The organism is Nostoc sp. LEGE 06077, from assembly GCF_015207705.1.
Classification (GTDB): domain Bacteria; phylum Cyanobacteriota; class Cyanobacteriia; order Cyanobacteriales; family Nostocaceae; genus Nostoc_B.
Map to the genome: position 1 here is coordinate 1 of NZ_JADEWI010000058.1, position 19,109 is coordinate 19,109.

The 19,109-nt window shown below is 41.6% G+C and carries 18 protein-coding genes and 1 pseudogene; 12 read left to right on the top strand and 7 right to left on the bottom strand.

Features of this window, described 5'->3' with window-relative positions; genetic code table 11:
* Positions 1–81: 81 nt before the first annotated feature.
* Both IQ244_RS25855 and IQ244_RS25860 read right to left on the bottom strand, forming a co-directional pair.
* Complete coding sequence (locus tag IQ244_RS25855; RefSeq protein ID WP_193899299.1) at positions 82–438, bottom strand: hypothetical protein; 357 nt, start codon at positions 436–438, stop codon at positions 82–84.
* Positions 439–1,176: 738 nt separating this feature from the next.
* Complete coding sequence (locus IQ244_RS25860; RefSeq protein WP_193899301.1) at positions 1,177–1,437, bottom strand: hypothetical protein; 261 nt, start codon at positions 1,435–1,437, stop codon at positions 1,177–1,179.
* Between the two features lie 529 nt (positions 1,438–1,966).
* Between IQ244_RS25860 and IQ244_RS25865 the strand changes: the two genes are divergently transcribed.
* From IQ244_RS25865 to IQ244_RS25900, 8 genes are all read left to right on the top strand, one after another.
* Positions 1,967–2,236: a hypothetical protein gene (locus IQ244_RS25865; RefSeq protein WP_193899303.1), complete on the top strand. Its 270-nt coding sequence runs from the start codon at positions 1,967–1,969 to the stop codon at positions 2,234–2,236.
* A gap of 415 nt (positions 2,237–2,651) precedes the next feature.
* Complete coding sequence (ltrA, locus tag IQ244_RS25870) at positions 2,652–4,289, top strand: group II intron reverse transcriptase/maturase (RefSeq protein WP_228059156.1); 1,638 nt, start codon at positions 2,652–2,654, stop codon at positions 4,287–4,289.
* 443 nt (positions 4,290–4,732) lie between these two features.
* Positions 4,733–6,247: a group II intron reverse transcriptase/maturase gene (locus tag IQ244_RS25875; protein ID WP_193899307.1), complete on the top strand. Its 1,515-nt coding sequence runs from the start codon at positions 4,733–4,735 to the stop codon at positions 6,245–6,247.
* A gap of 253 nt (positions 6,248–6,500) precedes the next feature.
* Positions 6,501–7,427 (top strand): hypothetical protein, encoded by a 927-nt coding sequence (locus IQ244_RS25880; RefSeq protein ID WP_193899309.1) that lies wholly within the window; start codon positions 6,501–6,503, stop codon positions 7,425–7,427.
* Between the two features lie 125 nt (positions 7,428–7,552).
* Entirely contained in the window at positions 7,553–8,236 is a 684-nt protein-coding gene (locus IQ244_RS25885; protein WP_193899310.1) for an SDR family oxidoreductase, read from the top strand.
* Positions 8,237–8,399: 163 nt separating this feature from the next.
* Positions 8,400–9,464, top strand: a complete 1,065-nt coding sequence (gene dinB, locus IQ244_RS25890; protein WP_416209792.1) for a DNA polymerase IV — start codon at positions 8,400–8,402, stop codon at positions 9,462–9,464.
* 437 nt (positions 9,465–9,901) lie between these two features.
* Complete coding sequence (locus tag IQ244_RS25895) at positions 9,902–10,099, top strand: NblA/ycf18 family protein (RefSeq protein WP_193899323.1); 198 nt, start codon at positions 9,902–9,904, stop codon at positions 10,097–10,099.
* A gap of 228 nt (positions 10,100–10,327) precedes the next feature.
* Positions 10,328–11,632 (top strand): glycosyltransferase, encoded by a 1,305-nt coding sequence (locus tag IQ244_RS25900; RefSeq protein WP_228059157.1) that lies wholly within the window; start codon positions 10,328–10,330, stop codon positions 11,630–11,632.
* 8 nt (positions 11,633–11,640) lie between these two features.
* On the opposite strand, the gene IQ244_RS25905 is transcribed toward IQ244_RS25900, so the two are convergent.
* On the bottom strand, positions 11,641–12,234 hold the full coding sequence (locus IQ244_RS25905; protein WP_193899327.1) for a TetR/AcrR family transcriptional regulator: 594 nt from the start codon (positions 12,232–12,234) through the stop codon (positions 11,641–11,643).
* A 193-nt stretch (positions 12,235–12,427) separates the two neighbouring features.
* Here IQ244_RS25905 and IQ244_RS25910 point away from each other — a divergent pair, with 193 nt between their 5' ends.
* Positions 12,428–13,417 (top strand): Rieske 2Fe-2S domain-containing protein, encoded by a 990-nt coding sequence (locus IQ244_RS25910; protein ID WP_193899334.1) that lies wholly within the window; start codon positions 12,428–12,430, stop codon positions 13,415–13,417.
* 274 nt (positions 13,418–13,691) lie between these two features.
* Here IQ244_RS25910 and infC (IQ244_RS25915) read toward each other — a convergent pair whose 3' ends face one another.
* Positions 13,692–13,937, bottom strand: coding sequence for a translation initiation factor IF-3 (gene infC, locus IQ244_RS25915; protein ID WP_322746106.1), 246 nt, complete (start codon positions 13,935–13,937; stop codon positions 13,692–13,694).
* Between the two features lie 170 nt (positions 13,938–14,107).
* On the bottom strand, positions 14,108–14,362 hold the full coding sequence (gene infC, locus IQ244_RS25920; RefSeq protein ID WP_193899396.1) for a translation initiation factor IF-3: 255 nt from the start codon (positions 14,360–14,362) through the stop codon (positions 14,108–14,110).
* Between the two features lie 237 nt (positions 14,363–14,599).
* Here infC (IQ244_RS25920) and rpaB point away from each other — a divergent pair, with 237 nt between their 5' ends.
* Entirely contained in the window at positions 14,600–15,328 is a 729-nt protein-coding gene (gene rpaB / locus IQ244_RS25925; protein ID WP_193899336.1) for a response regulator transcription factor RpaB, read from the top strand.
* Between the two features lie 370 nt (positions 15,329–15,698).
* On the opposite strand, the gene IQ244_RS25930 is transcribed toward rpaB, so the two are convergent.
* The gene (locus tag IQ244_RS25930; protein WP_193899338.1) at positions 15,699–15,866 is read right to left on the bottom strand and encodes a hypothetical protein; all 168 of its coding nucleotides are present in this window, start codon (positions 15,864–15,866) and stop codon (positions 15,699–15,701) included.
* 225 nt (positions 15,867–16,091) lie between these two features.
* Between IQ244_RS25930 and IQ244_RS25935 the strand changes: the two genes are divergently transcribed.
* Positions 16,092–17,471 carry a serine hydrolase domain-containing protein gene (locus IQ244_RS25935; protein ID WP_193899340.1) on the top strand — a complete coding sequence of 460 codons (1,380 nt, stop codon included), beginning with the start codon at positions 16,092–16,094 and terminating at the stop codon, positions 17,469–17,471.
* A 263-nt stretch (positions 17,472–17,734) separates the two neighbouring features.
* A complete protein-coding gene (locus IQ244_RS25940; protein WP_193899342.1) occupies positions 17,735–18,493 on the top strand; it encodes a TspO/MBR family protein in 759 nt (252 codons plus the stop codon).
* Positions 18,494–18,527: 34 nt separating this feature from the next.
* Here the strand turns inward: IQ244_RS25940 and IQ244_RS25945 are convergent.
* Positions 18,528–19,031 (bottom strand): annotated as a pseudogene (locus IQ244_RS25945) (tRNA-dihydrouridine synthase); the annotation flags it as partial.
* Between the last annotated feature and the right edge of the window lie 78 nt (positions 19,032–19,109).

Consider the following 19,109-nt stretch of genomic DNA (forward strand, 5'->3'; position numbering starts at 1 on the left):
TGACAATTCTTGTAAGCAGGCTTTGATTCGTTCTTGTTTATCTTGGTTCATGGCGAGTCATACACACTGTTTTATCTGTTGTTATCTTCTCCCAGAACTTGTATATCTTCCAAAAGTGGATGCTCCCACAATACCTTGCTTGTGAAGCTTTTCTAAGGTTTCAAAAACTTGTTTTTCTCTTTGGTGATGTTCTTTTGAAGATAATTGTAAATATCCTTGTATACGTTTATTTTGATCCCATTCGGAAGAATAGACGTAGCAATAATGACATCCAGCATTACAGCGATCTGTAACTTCCACAGAGGCAGCAAACTTAGTTCTAGTTTGCAGAAGTAAATGTGAAGCAACGGTAGAAGTAGCAGTGAAAATAGCACTGAATCTTTCAAATCTTTCAGATAAAGTATATGCTGGTTTATAGGGAGAGAAGTAATTGTTCATACTTAAAATTGAGATTTATAATTAGCTGTTATTTAATATCTAACGTCAGACATTAGATGTTTTTTAATAAATTGAATCAGAAGGTAGATTCATAAATATTTTATACAGACTTTAACATATTTTTAGATAATATCAACCTTGAGAGATTTAATATTAAATCATATTAAATTTTTTATGTGTCTATTTTTAAATGAGTAAATAGTCAATACATCTGGAGATAGAAAAGAATCTTAATTTATCTATCTTTAGACGCTTGCCAATAAAAGGTAAGACTGCATTTAAAAGTAATTACTATTACCAGTCAAAAATACTAAATTTTGAGAATTATTTAAATGCTAAAAAATAAATTTACTAGAAGTGTGAATTAGCTAATCACTACACTTTCAAATAAAGCCAAAATCTACAACCTAAGATCCTGATTTTAAAGCTGAACTTAAGCATTTTATGTATCAAGCAGAAATGATGATGTTATAAAAACATTAATAATCGAAATTGCTTACGTCCTAACACCATCAAACTTCACATGATATCTCACAGTAATACACATAAATATTAAAAGTATATGACTATACCTTTGAAAAAAAAATAAATCCCGTGAGTATTACTAGGTAAGAATTTACTACAAATTTTTTCAACTCTAGTAGAAAGCCCAAACAAATCAGTAGCCTATTTTAGCTGACTACTGATACGCATAGGTGATATATGCGTTAATTATTGCAACTATCTATAGATAGATTATCAATCGCAGAAGCGATCTACCCGCAAATCCCGCCAGACATCAGAAACTTGCCAGCCGGAGTTACCCACAGACTGAACCGGAGGATTGTCAAGTAATGGGATATAGCTAGGTTGAGGGTCTGGGGCAACAGTTATAGGTTGCTCAACTACAGGTGGTAAAGGAGGAACTGGATCAGCCGCTTGAAGAAGTTGGTCTTCGGCCAACTCGATTTCCCGCATCTGTCTGAGGGTAAGCTTGTCAGATTTTTTGATGATTTTCATAAGAGTTAAAAAATGTAAAAAGTAGTGGCGAAAAAGAGCGGAGTTACCCAGAGATAAAGCTTTTGAAGCAGCCCCAGAAAGAACGTAAAATCGAGACTAAAAAATTACACAGAATAAATAGGATACAACAGATTAGGGACAAATACGAGTGGTCTGCCCAGCCCTAATTGGTGTTCTATGCCCAGATATTCAGGAATCGTAGAAATATAATGACTGTTGGAAATTTAAATTGAACACATTGTCAAGTCGCTTCGCTCCAATTAAAAATTAAAAATTAAAGACAATTAGTGGGGGCTTGAACCCACCACTAATTGAAGACCGCTAAATTGAAAATTTAGCGGGGGCTTGAAACCCAAAATTAATTAATTCAAAATTATTCTTATTATTCATTTTGAATTTTGAATTTTGGTGCGATTCGTTGGTAGTTGAATCACGGTATTAAGTCCGTAAATAAACTGCCCAAGGTGAACACCTAAAGTAACCTTGAACTAAGAGACCGATGTAGGTGTAAACCCTACTAGCAAGGTTCATGCTTGACTCCTTATCTGCCCACATCGACCAAGCTCGTTACTTGGAGAATGAAGCTGGAAACAGGGGTGCGACCCGAACTGGTCGTTTAGAAAGGGAAGCCCACTTCCCTAGCGGATTCATACCCGCTACTCTCACGGAAAAGACTCTGCGAGAGTCTGGTCACGTCCAAGTAGGTAACGAAACAGACGGAGTGCAGACCCCGAAAGTAACCGAGACTAGCAGCCTAAGCCGGTTAGGAGCGAGAGAGAGTCATCAAACGGTGAACTAACGTGAACTATTGTTTTAAACTGCGTTATCCAGCAAGGAGCTAAATAAGGCTGATAAGCTCCAACCAAAAGGTAAGCAAGCGGATATTTAACTCCCTGTTTTAAATATCGTATGAACAAAATCTTGCCGCAGAAGAAATAGCACCTAATTGATGACATAAAAACTAAACGACACAACGGGGTAAACCCTACAGAGTCTAGAAAATGTCGATATTTCTAGTAAGCCAACCATAAGGAAAGCAGAAATCTCTGGAGGGGAGAGGATGGATGAAAAAGCGAATGCCTATCTGTAATGGATAGGATAGAGGTTCAAAATTTGCCTCTAACCGAAAGGAAAGCAGACTTCATCTGGGTCTTATACGAAAGAACTAAATGTCAAAGAAACTTAATCCGAGGACAAGTTAGATGCAGGCAGTAATGTCTACAAACGGACTAAAGAAACAACTTGAAAACTGGAGCGAAATTAATTGGCGTAAAGTTAACAAGCTTGTTAAGAATCTACGACATAGAATCTTTCGTGCAAGAGAACTTGGTAACTTCCGAAAGTTGAGAAACTTACAGAAGTTGATGCAAAGAAGCTACGCAAATCTATTATTATCTGTTCGACGTATTACTCAAACCAATAAAGGCAAAGCAACGGCAGTAATTGATAAAGAAATAATCAATACCCCAGAGCAAAGAGTGATTTTAGTTAATAATTGGAACGGCGGAAATCTACAACCTACAAAACGGGTGGAGATACCCAAATCCAACGGTAAGAAACGACCGCTCGGAATCCCAACCGTGCGGGACAGAATCGAACAAGCAATAATAGTTAACTCACTAGAACCTGAATGGGAAGCCGTGTTTGAACCAAATTCTTATGGATTCCGACTCGGTAGAAGTTGCCTAGATGCAATTAGTCAGAATTATATCAGACTGAAAAGCGATAGAGACAAATGGGTTTTAGAAGCTGATATTAAAGGATTCTTTGATAATATTGCCCATGAATCCATCCTAAACATGATTAGCAAGTTTCCGAAAAGGAACCTAATTGAAGGATGGTTAAAAGCTGGATTTCTGTTCAGAGGGAAATTTAACCCAACGAACACTGGTACACCACAAGGTGGGGTTTGCTCGCCCCTACTTTCCAATATCGGATTGCATGGATTAGAAACATTCATAAAATCCACCAATCCAAAACTTGGAGTGGTTCGCTATGCTGATGATTTTATCGTTACAGCTAGAGATAAATCCTGTCTCGAAATTGCCCAAATTCAGATTCAGCAATGGTTATCTAAAAGAGGACTCGAACTCAGTTCGGAGAAGACGCTAATTACGTCAATGGAAGATGGTTTTGATTTTCTTGGTTTCAACCACCGCCACTACAATGGCAAACTGCTTATCAAACCCTCGAAGAAAAAAGTCCTAGATTTTTGTAAGCGAATTGGGAAAGAAATTAAAGCAATGAATGGGAGCGAACAAGAGAAAGTTATTCAAAAACTTAATCCAATTCTCCGTGGTTTTGCTAACTATTACAAAGGGGTAGTAAGCAAAGAAACTTTCGCCTATGTTAAAAGCAGAACATGGGAATACCTTTGGCGTTGGGCAAAGCGTAGACACCCAAACAAAAATACAAAATGGGTACACAAGCGTTACTTTAAAACCATCAATGGCAATAAATGGACGTTCGCTACAACAACCAGCGACCGCCGAGGGAAACAAAAGGATTTAATCCTATACCCAATAGCGCACACGCCCATCGAACGCCATGTAAAGGTCAAGGGTAAAGCCTCACCAGACGACCCCTCACTCGGAGAATATTGGGAAAAACGCTACCAACAATATGGTAAGAGCTACTGGGAAAAAAACTCTCGGAACCATAAAATCGCTCAGAACCAAAATTGGACTTGTCCAATCTGCGGTGAACCATTATTCAATGGGGAAGAAATTGAAACCCATCATATATCTCCTGTTGCCCAAGGTGGACTAGACGACCTAGAAAACCTTCAGCATTTACACAAAGCGTGTCATAAACAGGAACATTCAAAAACCAAGTCAACTCGCTTGAAGTAAGGCTTGAGCCGTGTGAGTACGAAAGTCTCACGCACGGTTCTCAGGGGAGGGGAGAGCGGTGACGCTCAAACCTTACCCGACCGTAATCAGACTACCGTTATGGGTGGACACTGGCGCTAACAGGGAGTTCCTACGGTAAAACAGATGTCTAGAAAAGTAACCTACAAAAAAGCGGGGCATATCCTTAGAACCCGACTTCATCAGAGCTAATCCCCGCCGTATTTCAAAATAATAACGGTAAGAACCTGGGGGTCGGATGGTTAAATTGGCACTACCTAATGGAACAAAACAATCATCTCTTGGAACGAAGAAAAACAAATCAAAAGTCCTGGGGAAGGTCGAACCCCAGGTAGGTAAGACGAGATACGGAACTCTTTTGATTTGGGTAGGATGCGGCGTAATTGCTGCAAGGTATTCAGAGAACACGCGCTTGGAATTAGAGGATGATTAGGCACAGCACAAATGCTAGTGAATCTTGGAAGAATCTACCGTGGAAGAAATTCCGACGTAATTTATTCCGCCTACAAAAACGAGTGTTTAAAGCAATTCGAGCCGGAGATAAGCGTCAAGCCCAATCTCTTCAAAAACTAATTCTGAAATCCACTGCGGCTAAATTACTGGCTATTCGTCAAGTAACACAGCTAAACGCTGGAAAGAAAACAGCAGGAATCGATGGTAAAGCATCTTTAAATTTTCAGGAACGTTTTGCACTTCTAAAAGTGTTAAAAGCAGAAAGTAACAATTGGATTCACCAAAAGTTACGTGCAATTCCCATTCCTAAAAAGGATGGATTTACCATCCGATTGCTGAAAATTCCAACTATTGCAGACCGAGCATGGCAATGCCTTGCAAAGTTTGTTATGGAACCAGCACACGAAGCATTATTCCATGAAAGGAGCTACGGCTTTAGACCAGGACGAGGAGCGTATGATGCCCAGAAAATCCTATTCCTAAATCTTAGCTCCAGACAAAACGGAATCAATAAACGAGTTATAGAACTCGATATAGAGCAATGCTTCGACCGAATCTCACACACCATAATAATGGACAACCTTATCGCCCCATCCGGCATAAAATTAGGAATCTTTCGCTGTTTAAAAGCAGGAATAAATCCTGAATTTCCAGAACAAGGTACTTGCCAAGGTGGTGTGATTAGCCCGTTATTAGCTAACATCGCCCTCAACGGAATAGAGGAAATTCACCAATCAGTACGGTATGCCGACGATATGGTAATCATCCTTAAACCCCAAGACGATGAAACAAAAATACTTGAAAAAATTAGTCAGTTTCTAGCAGCAAGAGGATTAAAAGTTAGTTCAAAAAAGACGAAGACAACCGCCTCGACAGATGGATTTGACTTCCTTGGCTGGCACTTTAAAGTGCAAAGTAACGGAAAATTTAGATGTACTCCTTCAATGGACAACTATCAAAAACTCCGTCAGAAGGTAAAAGCCATCGTCAACTGCTCGAATTATGGTTCGTTGGTAAAAACTGAAAAGTTAGCACCAATAATTAGAGGATGGAGAAATTATCATAAGTTCTGCAAAATGGACGGCTCAAGATTTAGTCTGTACCACATCCAGAAAAGGACTTACAAGATATTTAACAAAGAAACCAAGCAGAATCGCCATACTAGCAAAAAACTGTTAGATAAAGCATTTCCAAAAGTTTCCTACTCTGAAAATAGCCATGTCAATGTTAAAGGAAATAAATCACCATTCGACGGCGACTTAACGTATTGGAGTGAGCGTAACAGCAAACTCTACGACGGTGAAACCTCTAAAGCCTTAAAAAGGCAAAACCATTCATGTGGACACTGTGGTTTAAAGTTTACTAATTGCGAACGAGTACACTTACACCACATAGATGGGCAGCACAACAATTGGAAACCAAAAAATCTAATTGCTGTACATGAATCCTGCCACGATTATACCCACATGAGCAAAGGCGCAAGCTAAGAATATCGAAAGCTGGGTGCAACGAAAGTGGCACGCCCAGATTCAACAGAGAGGTGCGGCGGATAATACCGCCCATCGACTCTACCAATTTTGAATTCAAAAAATGGTCACAAGCAGCAGAAATGCAAAGATATAAGAAGCATTGAAAAACCCCACAACCTTAGTTAAGGAATGGGGCAGGAATAATTAAGACTATTCTCATGATGACACAAAGAAATATTTATCTCAGCCATATCAGCCTGGAGGTAGGGGAATGAACAACCCATCTTCTAGACGAATGAAATCTACTCACTCGGACTCTAAACAGACAAAGCTAACAAAAAAGCAGCCCAAGCAGGAACAAGCAGAAGTAATTACTGTTGAGGTGGCGGCGGTAGGAGTTCCAGAGTTGACCCAGGAAGAACAGTGCGATCGCCTGCTGTTAGAGGAGAAAGTAGAAACAGCGTTTTATGCGGCAGGGAAAGCACTGATGGAGTTACGAGATCGCCGTCTTTACCGTTCAACGCACAAAACATTTGAGGAGTATTGCCGCGATCGCTTTGGTTATAGCCGTGATGCGGCCTACCTGAAGATGTCAGCTACAACAGTGTATGAGAATCTTCAAAAACATTTGCCGACCAATGGTCGGCAAATTCCTCTGCCGACAAGTGAAAGACAGGTGCGCTCATTAGCGAAAGCCGAGCTAGAAGCATCTCAACAAGCGTATGTTTGGGAGCAAGCAGTAGAAGAAGCGGGAAATAAAATCCCCTCTGGTCGCATAGTCCAAAGTGTTGTAGATAGGATTCGAGAACGCACAAAAATCCCGAATCCCTACCGCGAAGGAGAAATCTGCATTCTCATCCCGAAAGATAACCCAGATTTACGAGGTAAGGGCGGATGCTGGGGTGTAATAATTCATGTTGGCGATTACAGTTGTACTGTCCAAACTTGGGACGGGGAATACACAGTCAAAATTGAACACCTAAAATCGTTAGAACTGCTAGATGATGATTGTAAATCAATGCAACAGTTATGTATGCGATTGCGGCGATTGCATCAAGTGGCAGACCATGACCCGTCAGTGGATTGGCTGTTGCAGGGGTTGGGGAAACAGGCGAAGCCGTATTTGTCTTCGTTGCAAGCGAAGCTGTTGGTGGCCGTGGAACGGGAGTACAAGATTGAGTGGAAGCAGAAGAAGTGATGTGGAATAAGTTGCTGGAGTCAAGCCCATAATCCGATGAACAGACCTTTTTAAAATACTATTATCCCTACCAGGGAGAAAAGTAAACTCTAGCTACAAAAAAACTCAGAGTAGGGAAAATAATTATGGGCAAACGGATCTTAATAACGGGCGTAAGTAAAGGTCTAGGCTACGCTATGACGGAGGGTTTTATTGCACAGGGTCATACAGTGATTGGTTGCGCTCGTTCATTGGCGGCGATTGCAGAAATGAAAAATAGCTTTGGTGCGCCTAATGACTTTGCAACTGTAGATGTAGCGAATGAGCAACAAGTAAAAAATTGGGCAACAGAGATACTGGCTAAATATGAGCCGCCAGATATAGTGATTAATAACGCAGCTATTGTTAACCCACCAGCACCTTTGTGGGAGATATTGTCTGAGGAATTTTCACAGTTGATAGATATCAATATCAAAGGAGTAGTGAATATAATTCGCCATTTCGTGCCAGCAATGGTAGAAAAGCAACAAGGTATTATCGTAAATTTCAGTTCGGGTTGGGGACGTTCGACTTCACCGGAAGTAGCACCATACTGTGCATCTAAATGGGCAATAGAGGGGTTAACGCGGTCTTTGGCACAAGAATTACCGGCAGGTATGGCAGCTATTCCACTGAATCCAGGGATTATTCATACAGATATGTTGAGTATTTGCTTTGGAGAATCAGCAGCTTCTTATATATCAGCGTCTAAATGGGCATTAAAAGCGGTTCCCTTTATTCTGAAATTGAAACCCAAAGATAACGGTATTCCTCTAACTGTTCCCGGATGAAAACTATTGTTTTAGGTAAGGGTGAGAGCAGTGCATTAGTTCGAGTGTACTATAATGAGGCGGAATGAGTAAACATACTACTCTAGTTTTTTGAAGAATGCCGCCAGTATAAATGTGTGATGCCGCAACACCTAAGCCCTGGAGAAAAATAATCCACGTTGATATGGATGCTTTTTACGCATCGGTAGAGCAACGGGACAACCCACAATACCGAGGCAAGCCATTAGTGGTCGGTGGTAGTCCAAATCAGCGAGGGGTAGTAGCCGCCGCCAGCTATGAGGCCAGGAAATTCGGCATCCATTCAGCTATGCCATCAGTCACAGCGATCGCTAAATGCCCCGAATTAATCTTTGTCAGACCGAGATTTGATGTCTACCGAGAAGTTTCAACTCAAATCCACTCTATATTCAAACGTTATACTGATGTTGTCGAAGGGGTAGCTTTGGATGAAGCATACTTGGACGTGACAGAGAATAAGCAAAATATCCCCTACGCCTACACGATTGCTCGGTACATTAAAGCAGAAATATTCAAAGAAACAAACTTAACAGCAACAGCAGGAGTGTCGATTAATAAGTTCCTGGCGAAGATGGCATCAGGACAGAATAAACCTAATGGATTAACGGTGATTTTACCGGAGGATGCAATCGCTTTTGTGGAAGGGTTAGCGATTGAAAAGTTTCATGGCATAGGAGAAGTGACAGCAGCCAAGATGCACTCTCTAGGTATACATACTGGTGCAGACTTAAAGGGGCAATCGCTTGCCGAGTTAACAAGACATTTTGGGAAGGTAGGACATCATTATTACAAAATAGCAAGAGCCGAGGATGATCGCATAGTTGAACCGAAGAGAGTTCGCAAGTCAGTTGGTGCAGAAACATCATTTGCGGTTAATCTGAGCGATCGCGCGATTCTGCTGCATGAACTCGAACAAATTGCTTCTATTGTCCAGCAACGACTAGAACAAAACTCCACAAGGGGACGGACGTTAACGTTAAAAATCAAATTTTCTGATTATCAACAAATCACACGCAGCAAGACTCTACCTAATTACACCCGCGAGTTAGATATCATAATCACCACAGCCACAGCACTATTTGAGGCGGTTGAGATGGAGAACCGTAGTATTAGGCTGTTAGGAATTGCATTGTCCAATCTAGAAAACGCGAAACAAACACAAGTGATTCAATTGCCATTGTTTGAGTATGTGGAGAGTGGTAATTGTTAGATGGTTGCTTTCATGAAAAAGTTGACTATGCACAGCAAAGCGAGTTTTAGATACCAAGGAAGGAGAAAGGTCAAAAGATTCCTGAACGAATGCGTAGGTAGAGAGCAGGTTGTTATGGAAGAGAACAAGGGGCAGGGGAGAGGTTACTGTCAATTCTCCCTTGCACCCCTGCTCCCAAGATACCTTGACGAGTAAGTTCCTTATCCAAACCGTATTACCGCCTCCTCTGCCTCTACTAGTCAAGAAGAGATGGCAGCAAGTTTGTAAAAATATTGTTACACTTGTTAATATAAATTCATATTTAACCGAAATCTCGTGAACAAGGAAATACCAATAAGTGTGATGAGTGTACGAGTGAGATGAGGGAATAAATATGAAGACTTCCTTCCAAGGCAGCATTTACCCTTTAGTTTTCGTCCAGTTGGGCAATAAGAACTTTGAACCAACCCATAAATTTATCCTTAGAACAAGAATTTAGCCTGAGAAGTTTTGCTGACCAAGTACAGCAGATGTCTCGTGAACAAGCTCAAGAGTTGTTACTCGTGCTTCATCAACAGATGATAATTCAGGAAACAACTTACAAAGAATTGCTCAAGCATCAGTGGGAACTTAATGCAGACCCAATTTTTGGCTAATGTACACTCCCAAAAACAGGGGAATGTAAACAGCCAGGGGCAACAGCCGAAAAGTCCCTTAGATAAACTCCACTACTTAAAGCTGCTCTGACGCAAGGAAAGAGCAGCTTTTGATTGTTCATACTTACAACAGCGATGGCTACGCCAACCCCAAAGGCGATCTCCCACACCCACCCCCAATCCGATAAAATTCATCAGTAGAACTGAAGTTGCCAGTAGGGGAAGCAATTGAGCCAGAGTCCACCAAAGCGAAAACTAAAGATTACGATCCTGACATTTGGCTCCAGGGGCGACGTGCAACCATACTGCGCCCTAGCTATTGGCTTGAAACGCGCAGGGCATGAGGTAACAATGGCAGCAAACGAAAACTTTGAGTCATTCGTGAGACAGTTTGATTTGGAGTTTGCCCCTACAGCTGGCAATTCGCAAGAACTATTGCAATCAAAAAAAGGGATGCGATTGATTGCGGGAGAAAAAGTCCCGATGGTGAGTGATAAGTTGTTGCTTCAACAGATGCAATCGTCTTGGAAGGCTTGCCAAGGAACAGAAGTAATTATCTACACACCTTTAACAAACTGGGGATACCACATTGCAGAGAAATTAGGCGTACCCTGCTTCTTTGCATCGGTACTGCCGTTGACTCCCACAAGCACGTTCGGTTTTTTGAAATTCGCTCGACCAACAAAAAATCCGCTAAAGAAAGTCATTAATTATGCCAGCTATTTCATTGCAGAGTTCCTGTACTGGCAGAAACATCGGAAACTAATCAACTCCTTCCGAACCGAAACGTTGAAATTGCTGCCGCTACAGTTCTTGGGTAGTCGCTTTAGACGAAGGACTCCAGCTAATGTATCGAGAATTCCTGTGCTGTATGGGTTTAGCTCTCATGTCATCCCAAGACCAAGGGACTGGCCAGCGTGGGCTTACGTAACTGGGTTTTGGTTTATTGATCGTGCCGAGGAATACGAAGACCAAGCCCCTGACGAACTGTTCGATTTCCTGGGATTCAAGCAAGCTCCCTTGTGTTTTGGATTCGGCAGTATGACCATGCCCAATCCAGAATACCTGACCTACTATATTGTGGAAGCCCTAAAGAAAACGCATCAAGGCGGCATCATACTATCAGGCTGGGGAAACGTAGGCAAAATAGTTAATCCCAAGGATTCGCTAAGAGTGTTTGTGATTCCCGATGTCCCACATGATTGGCTGCTGCCCCAAGTGAAAGCAATGGGACATCATGGCGGTGCAGGGACAACGGCGGCAGTGTTACGTGCAGGGATACCCTCAATCGTCATCCCATTTTTTGCAGATCAGCCTGTTTGGGGTGAGATGCTAATGCGTCTCGGAGTCAGCCCCAAACCGATACCCTACAAAGAATTAACAGAAAAAACTCTGGCAGCAGCGATTGAAGCTGTACTGGGTGATGAGGGAATGCTTCAAAAAGCCCAGGAGCTAGGCGAGAAAATTAGGGCTGAGGATGGTGTGGCGAATGCGGTTGAAGCATTTCATCGGCATTTGGGGTTGATTGGGTGATTGATTTACTATGTTGTGGCTCGTTTGACAGCTGCCAAAATAAAAGCGATCGCTTCTTGGGTATGTTCTTCAATCATGTCAGGACTGAGGCGATCAATGTCTGGCGTTAAATGTTTCCAGTTTTGATGAACGGTGAAGTAAAACAGACAAACACTTAAGATATGTGTCAGAGCCAGAAATGGGTTGAGAGGGCGAAAATATTCTTGTGCGATGCCGCGCTCTAAAATCTTGAGTAAATGTTCATGAAGGCTCAGAACGTTACACTCCTTAAAGTAAGCTCCTTGATTTTGGCTGGCTTCCTGAAACCACAGCATTTGACGTTGGGGATTTTGAGCTTCATTAGCAATAGCGATGCGAATAATCTGCTTGAGAGCTTCTTCGGGGGATAAACTATCAAAATTCAATTCCCTAAGCATGGTTTGAATTTCATCAACCGGACGTTGTAAGACGGCCTTGTACAAGCTTTCCTTGCTCTGGAAATAGTAGTGAAGTGTAGCAGTTGTTACCTTGGAGTGCGCGGCGATCGCACTGAGGCGTGCGCCGCTTAAACCATGCCGAGAAAATTCGGACTCGGCGGCATCCAAAATTTGCTGCTGTGTCATCTGAGCATCTCGAACTGGGCGGACTGATTTTGCAACTCGTTTACAGGGTCGAACCACGGCATCTTAATCTATCGTTTGCCCTTATATCGTACCAAAGAGGCATTGAGGCTGAAGAGATTTAATGTTTGAATTGACTGTACAGCAAAGGATTGATAAACTTACTAATTAATCAGTAAGTTAACTTCTGGTGACTATGAAGCAATTGCTTGGCGCACCGTGGCTGTTGGCACATCGTTCCATGCTCAGGCCTAATCAACCGAGAAAATTTTCTTTGTTGGGTAATGATTACGTTCTTTGGAAAAACAGTCACGGTGGGATTAATGCCTTACCCAACGCTTGCCCTCACATGGGTGCAATGCTATCAGAGGGCTGGTGTGTAACGAAACCCAATGGCAGTAGTTCAATTACCTGCCCTTTTCATGCGTTGGAATTTGATGATTCGGGTTGTACAGTCCTACCTGGTTCTCACAAACAAACTAAATCGTTAATGCAGCCGCTAGATTTAGTTATCCAAGGAGACTTTGTTTGGACTTATGGAGGACATGAACCGAAGATATCAATTCCAAACATTATGAATGAAATTGCCGTAAATTATGAATTCATTGGAGTTACGGGAGAACGCAGCGTTCCAACTGATATTTTAAGCTTGTTGCTGAATATGCACGATTACAACCATCAAAACGGGACGCATCGAGAATTATTTGAGATTGAAGAAGTTCAGGTGAAGCAGTTTATTGACGAAGGGTTACATTCTCATGCTTATTTGATGCAGCCTAGAAAACAGCCTACTTTGCGTGATATTTTCAAAAATCCTGGTCAACTAGCGATGCCAAAAGTGTTAGAAGCTCATTTAGAAAACTTTTTTCCATTTATGGGATTGATGCACGGCGAAAATAAGCTGTTGAGTCTGAAAGAATGCCACTTCTATCTTCCAGAAACAGAGCATCAATCTCGTATGTTTGTGTTGATGTACATGAAAGCACATTCTCCGATTGCACATTTAATTAAAGGCAATCTTTTAAAGTTGATTAATGTAGTCGTAGAGCAAGACGCAAGAATTTTAAGTAAGATTTATGCCAATACACCACAACGGATCAAGTTGAACAATGAAGTGGGAATGGATTGGGTACGGCGGAATTTTGAGAGTTTTCCAGCAGTTACCGAATCTAATTTATCTCAATAATAGTTAAAACCAAACCAGAAAGGGTAACAATATTAATCATCTAAAAGCTTTTGTATATCAGGGACAGCAGTCAAAAATTCCTTTATATCAACTCCACAAGAGCAAAGCTGCCCTGGTAAACGTCCAGAACAGCTATGGCATTGTCAAGTCGCTTCGCTCCAATTCAAAAAATGGTTAATGCTAAACTAGCTCGGCTTTTTAATTGTGAGAAATCCGAATCAGACAGCTAGATATGACTCTGGGTTAAAGAATAGCTAATAGCTAGGAAATTAATTTAAGCAGGAATAATTTGAGCAGTAAGTGAACGTTTATCAAGTGATTGAACTTTACCTACTTCGCTTAAGGCAGTGGCTATCCGTTCTAACAATTCGCCAGCTTGTTCACGATATTGATTTTCTCGACCACGTAAGCGAATAGCAAATTTAACCGAATCACCTTTACTTAACCACTTAACAGCTTGCTCAATACGTAAGTTATAATCAGCAGCACCAATATTAGGACGCAGGCGAACTTCTTTCACAGTTGGTCTAGCACTTTGTCCCTGACCTTTTTTGAATTCAAAATGCAAAATTCAAAATGAAGAATGGAAATAATTTTGAATTAATGAATTCTGGGTACAAGCCCCCACCACAATATGCAGATTTGGTAGTCAACAAGAAAGTGGTGAGTTCAATCGGACATTAATTGTCTTTAATTTTGAATTTTGAATTGGAGCGAAGCGACTTGACGTTTTTTCTTTTGATACTGAAGCTTACCATAGTTGAGAATCTTGGCGATGGGAGCGTCTTGGCCTTCAGAAACTACAACTAAATCAAGCTCTAAGCTCTCGGCTAATTCTAAAGCTGTGGAAGTATCTATTAAACCACGATTGTTATTTTCGTGATCAATCAAGAAAACTTGGGGTGACTTGATTTGTGAGTTAATTAGTTGCTTTTGGATGGCGATGAGGCTTTCCTCCTGATTTTGTAATACTTACTAAATTCAAGTAACATTTTGCTCAACAAATGCTCTTGTAAATATATCGTAACCTAATCCTTGTCTAACCCGATTCGCAAAACCCGTCAACTCAGATTCGGTAATGATGAGTTAACAAAAGTTTAAATAAGATATGTGGGAGCAAAAACCTTAATAATGGCTGGCTCGAATATCATAATTTCCAAACCGTACATAAGCCTTGAAAACGTGGACACTCGTAAAGAAAAAATCCTAGTGGTAGATGACGAAGCAAGTATTCGCCGGATTTTAGAAACGCGACTGTCCATGATTGGTTACGATGTGGTCACGGCTGGTGATGGCGAAGAAGCATTAGTACTGTTCCGTTCATCCTTGCCGGACTTAATTGTTCTGGATGTGATGATGCCAAAACTAGACGGTTATGGTGTTTGCCAAGAAATCCGCAACCAATCAGATGTGCCAATAATCATGCTCACAGCCTTGGCAGATGTTGCAGATCGGATTACTGGGTTAGAGTTAGGTGCAGATGATTACATCGCTAAACCATTTTCCCCGAAAGAGCTAGAGTCGAGAATTCGTTGCGTACTGCGGCGACGGGCCAACAAAACAAGTGCTGCGAACATTCCCAGTTCGGGAATCATGTATGTTGGGAATATCAAAATCGATACCAACAAGCGACAAGTTTACAAAGATGACGAGCGAATTCGTGTAACTGCCGTAGAGTACAGTCTGCTAGAGTTGCTGGTGATCAACTCAGGGCAACCCTTATCTCGCGGAGAAATGCTACAGCAAGTCTGGGGGTATACTTCAGAACAGCACGCAGATACTCGTGTGGTAGATGTGCATATCTCACGACTGAGAGGAAAGCTAGAAGATGACCCGGAAAATCCAGAGTTAATTTTGACAGCTAGGGGTTCAGGCTATCTATTTCAAACAATTACTGAACCAGGGCATTGATGATCAAAAGGGAAATTTTGTACGCCTACCCTGCCGTACTGTTGGCGATCTCCTCAAGACTGAATGCGAGTCAACTGTGATTGCCTCTAGAGCAGTGTTTGTGGTGTCTTGGTGTTTATGAGAGCCGCGTCATTCAAATAGTACAATCAACCGCGTAGACGCGCTTCGCGGCTGATCGTCAGACATCGCGCTTATTGTGGGTTTGGGTTTAGACTAGTGCAGCAAGTGTAGAAAACAAGTGGCTCAAGCATCGAAATCGATGACTAGCCCTGTTTGTAGACATTGCAGAGCAAAATATTCCCTAAAACCATATTCTGCACAGTAATATTTTGATAAGTAATCCACAGCCATATTAGCAAAACACCCACGTTCACCCCAATAAGCAATGCTTGACAGCCCTGGTGATGAGCGTAAATAGTAAGCTACAAGAAAAACTTAAAATTTGTGTAATTTCCGCTTCTTCATCGAAGACAATTGCAGATAACTCAACTTCACACTCACAAATGTCCCAAACCAAAGTTGACACGGTACTTTGCATTAACAACAGCGTCCTCATCGTTTATTACACACAGGGCAGTGCTGGCAGTTGGGTATCATCAGCCGGACAGGTAGCATATTTAGAGAGCAAAAGTTGTATTACACTGCGGAGGCAGTATTGAAGATGGGGTTGAGGCAGGTTTTGGGATGAAGTATGATTTTCAGTATTTGGAATGAAGCCTAAATGATTTTAAATGCTGCCATATCAAAAATGGGTAGTTACTAAATGAAACAAAGACTCAAGTATATATTTTTGAGTTTAGGGTTAATTAGTTTGGGTGTGGCAAGCTATTTTAGCTATACCTTGTGGCGAGTCTTGAGTATTGGTACGGCTTATCAAGCAAAACAATTCTGTTCGGGTGTGTTTGTCTCTGGGCGAACTCGTGAATCTATTTTCAACCAAGATGTTTTAGCCGAGATCAAAGGTTTATCGGCACTGGAGCAGTCAATTGTCAAGTCAATACAAGTTCAGATTGATCGCCCACAACAATCTGTAACAGCAAGCAGTTTCGACTGGATAAAACATCAAGCTATCTTTCGTGATGGACTTGGTTGTACTCTAGTCATCGATAGTTCTCCAGCCAAGTTGCGCTCACAAGTTAAGTCAATGCGGCTGGCTCCCCAAGAACTAAATGAAAGATGGTTAGAAGGACAAACAGAGCAAGAAACACCTGAAATTAACCAAAAACTCCTCAAAGAAGCTCTAAACAGGGTTTTCCAGCAGCAGCACACTAGGGCGGTAGTTATTGTTTATCAAGGTCAGATTGTCGCCGAACGCTACGCACCAGGGTTTTCCGCTCAAATGCCTTTACCTGGATGGTCGATGACCAAGAGCGTAATTAATTCACTGGTGGGGATTCTGGTGAAGGAGGGTAAACTATCGCTCACAGATAAAAATCTGATGCCACAGTGGAACAATCGGGGCGATCGCCGCAGCGAAATTACTCTAGATTCGATGCTACGTATGAGTAGCGGGCTGAAGTTTAATGAAACAGAATCAAATCCTCTAGGAGATTTGATTCAAATGCTATTTGGTCGGGCAAATGTAGCTGATTATGCAGCAAACCAGCCCTTAGAAGCCGCTCTAGATACTAAGTGGCAATATTCAAGTGGGACAACTAACATTATTTCCCGTGTGATCCGCAACGCGCTCAGAAACGATGCGGATTATCTAACATTCCCCCGTCGCGCCTTATTTGATCGCTTGGGTATGAAGAGTGCTGTGATCGAACCGGATGCATCGGGAACTTTTGTTGGCTCGTCTTTCATGTATGCTACCGCAAGGGATTGGGCGCGATTTGGTCTATTTTATTTACAAGATGGTGTATGGGAAGGACAACGCATCTTACCACAGGGCTGGGTAAAGTACAGCCGTACACCAACTGAACTGTCCCCCAAGAAGAATTATGGCGCTCATTTTTGGTTGATGAATATTGCTACACCATCTGGAAAAAAACAAATTCTTACCGCTCAAGGATTTCAGGATCAATACATTGCTATTATTCCTTCACACCAACTAGTTATTGTTCATCTGGGGAAAAATGAAACATCGACGCGCGAACAATTTATTCCTCAAATCTTAGCGGCTTTTGCAATAATGAACTAGCCCGCCTGACAACGTTAGTCAAGGCATCAACAGTTAGTAACTTTAAATTTGTGACCCCCCAAAAGCTGGTACTGACGTAAACACAGCGATTTTTCTGGAACAAAATATCAAAATTGCGTTGCTGGATAAGTCAATTTTATGCAAGAAATCGTGCTAACAAGCTTCTTTTTGTATTGATGCGCTCAAAAGATAACTCTCTAGTAAGTGTTAACCATATAATGACTTATTCTCCTTAATTAAAGCACCTCAAGAATTACCAAATTATGGCTCAATCCAATAATAGTGGAATACTCGCACAGATTGTCAATACAGTGATGGGGGTAAAAAATAGTAACCAGCAACAGCCTACAAAGCCATTAACATCTACTACTGAAGAACTAGATATCAAGGCAGTTTTAGTTTATAAACTAGGCACTATCTTACAGATATTAACAATGATTCTTGCTTTGCTGGGTATGGAAAAATTAGTAATGCTGATTGATAACAATTCTTTTCTTCCCAGTTGGTTTAGTACTTCATTAACTGGATTATTTTTTACTCTGTTAAGTATCCGTTCCCGAACCTTTTCTCTTTTAGATAATACCCGTTCTCGTCAAACATACGACCAAGTAATTAGACCAAGGTGGTCGCCGCCACCTTTAGCTTTTCCTATCGTTTGGATGATTATAGCTGTTTTGCGAGTAATTTCTTCTGTATTAGTTTGGCAAGAAATGAATCACCACTTTTTAGTGCTGCCTCTAATTTTATTTGTGGTACATCTGGCTTTAGGAGATACATGGAATACGATTTTTACAGTAGAACGCAGATTAGGTGCGGCTGTTCCTGTAGTGATTTTAGGTCCTTGGTTATCAGCGGTAGTAGTAACAGCAATTTATTGGCAAACTAATCCAATAGCAGGAATGATTTTATCATTCTCTTGTGTATGGCTAACTGTAGCTGCTGTACTGGTATTTAGGATTTGGCAATTAAATGGTTGTGAGCCATTGTATCCATTAAAATTAACATCTGTGGAAAATAAATAGTGTTCTCGACCCCCAACAAGCAGATCATACATATTTAAATACCGGAGTAAGGAGCTAAGGCTAAAGACTGGGTAGAGTCAGCCAACACAAAGCGATCGCATATCTGAAAAAGTTCAACTTCAGTCTGTGCCTGCCGCATCAGCCGCCAGAAATGACCTCCAGCATCAACACTTAAAGCGATATAGTTGAGAAACATTTTGAGGTAGCCGACACGCGCCCGTTCTGGAATATGGATGGCTTCTGGGGTTTGGCATAAGCGGTCAATGTAATTGCGTACTTCTGTTAAAGGAACAGGTGTAATCGGAAGGGAGCGCAATGCTTGGCGAATTTGATGAAAGATCTAGGGATTACCGATTGCCCAACGACCGACCATCACACCAGCTGCACCTGTTTGGTCAAGTACCGATAGTGCTTGTGCCGCCGAGTAGATATTTCCGTTAGCTAGGACTGGACAATTGACTTTTTTGACCGCTTGGGCAATCAAATCGTAATTTACTGAGCCTTGGTATCTGTCTTTTACCGTGCGACCATGTAAGGTTCTGGGGAGGCTGAAATCAGTTTTCAGGAGGAACTACTCAAAGGAGGGCTGGCGAAGATGAGTAAGTCTGGTGTGGAA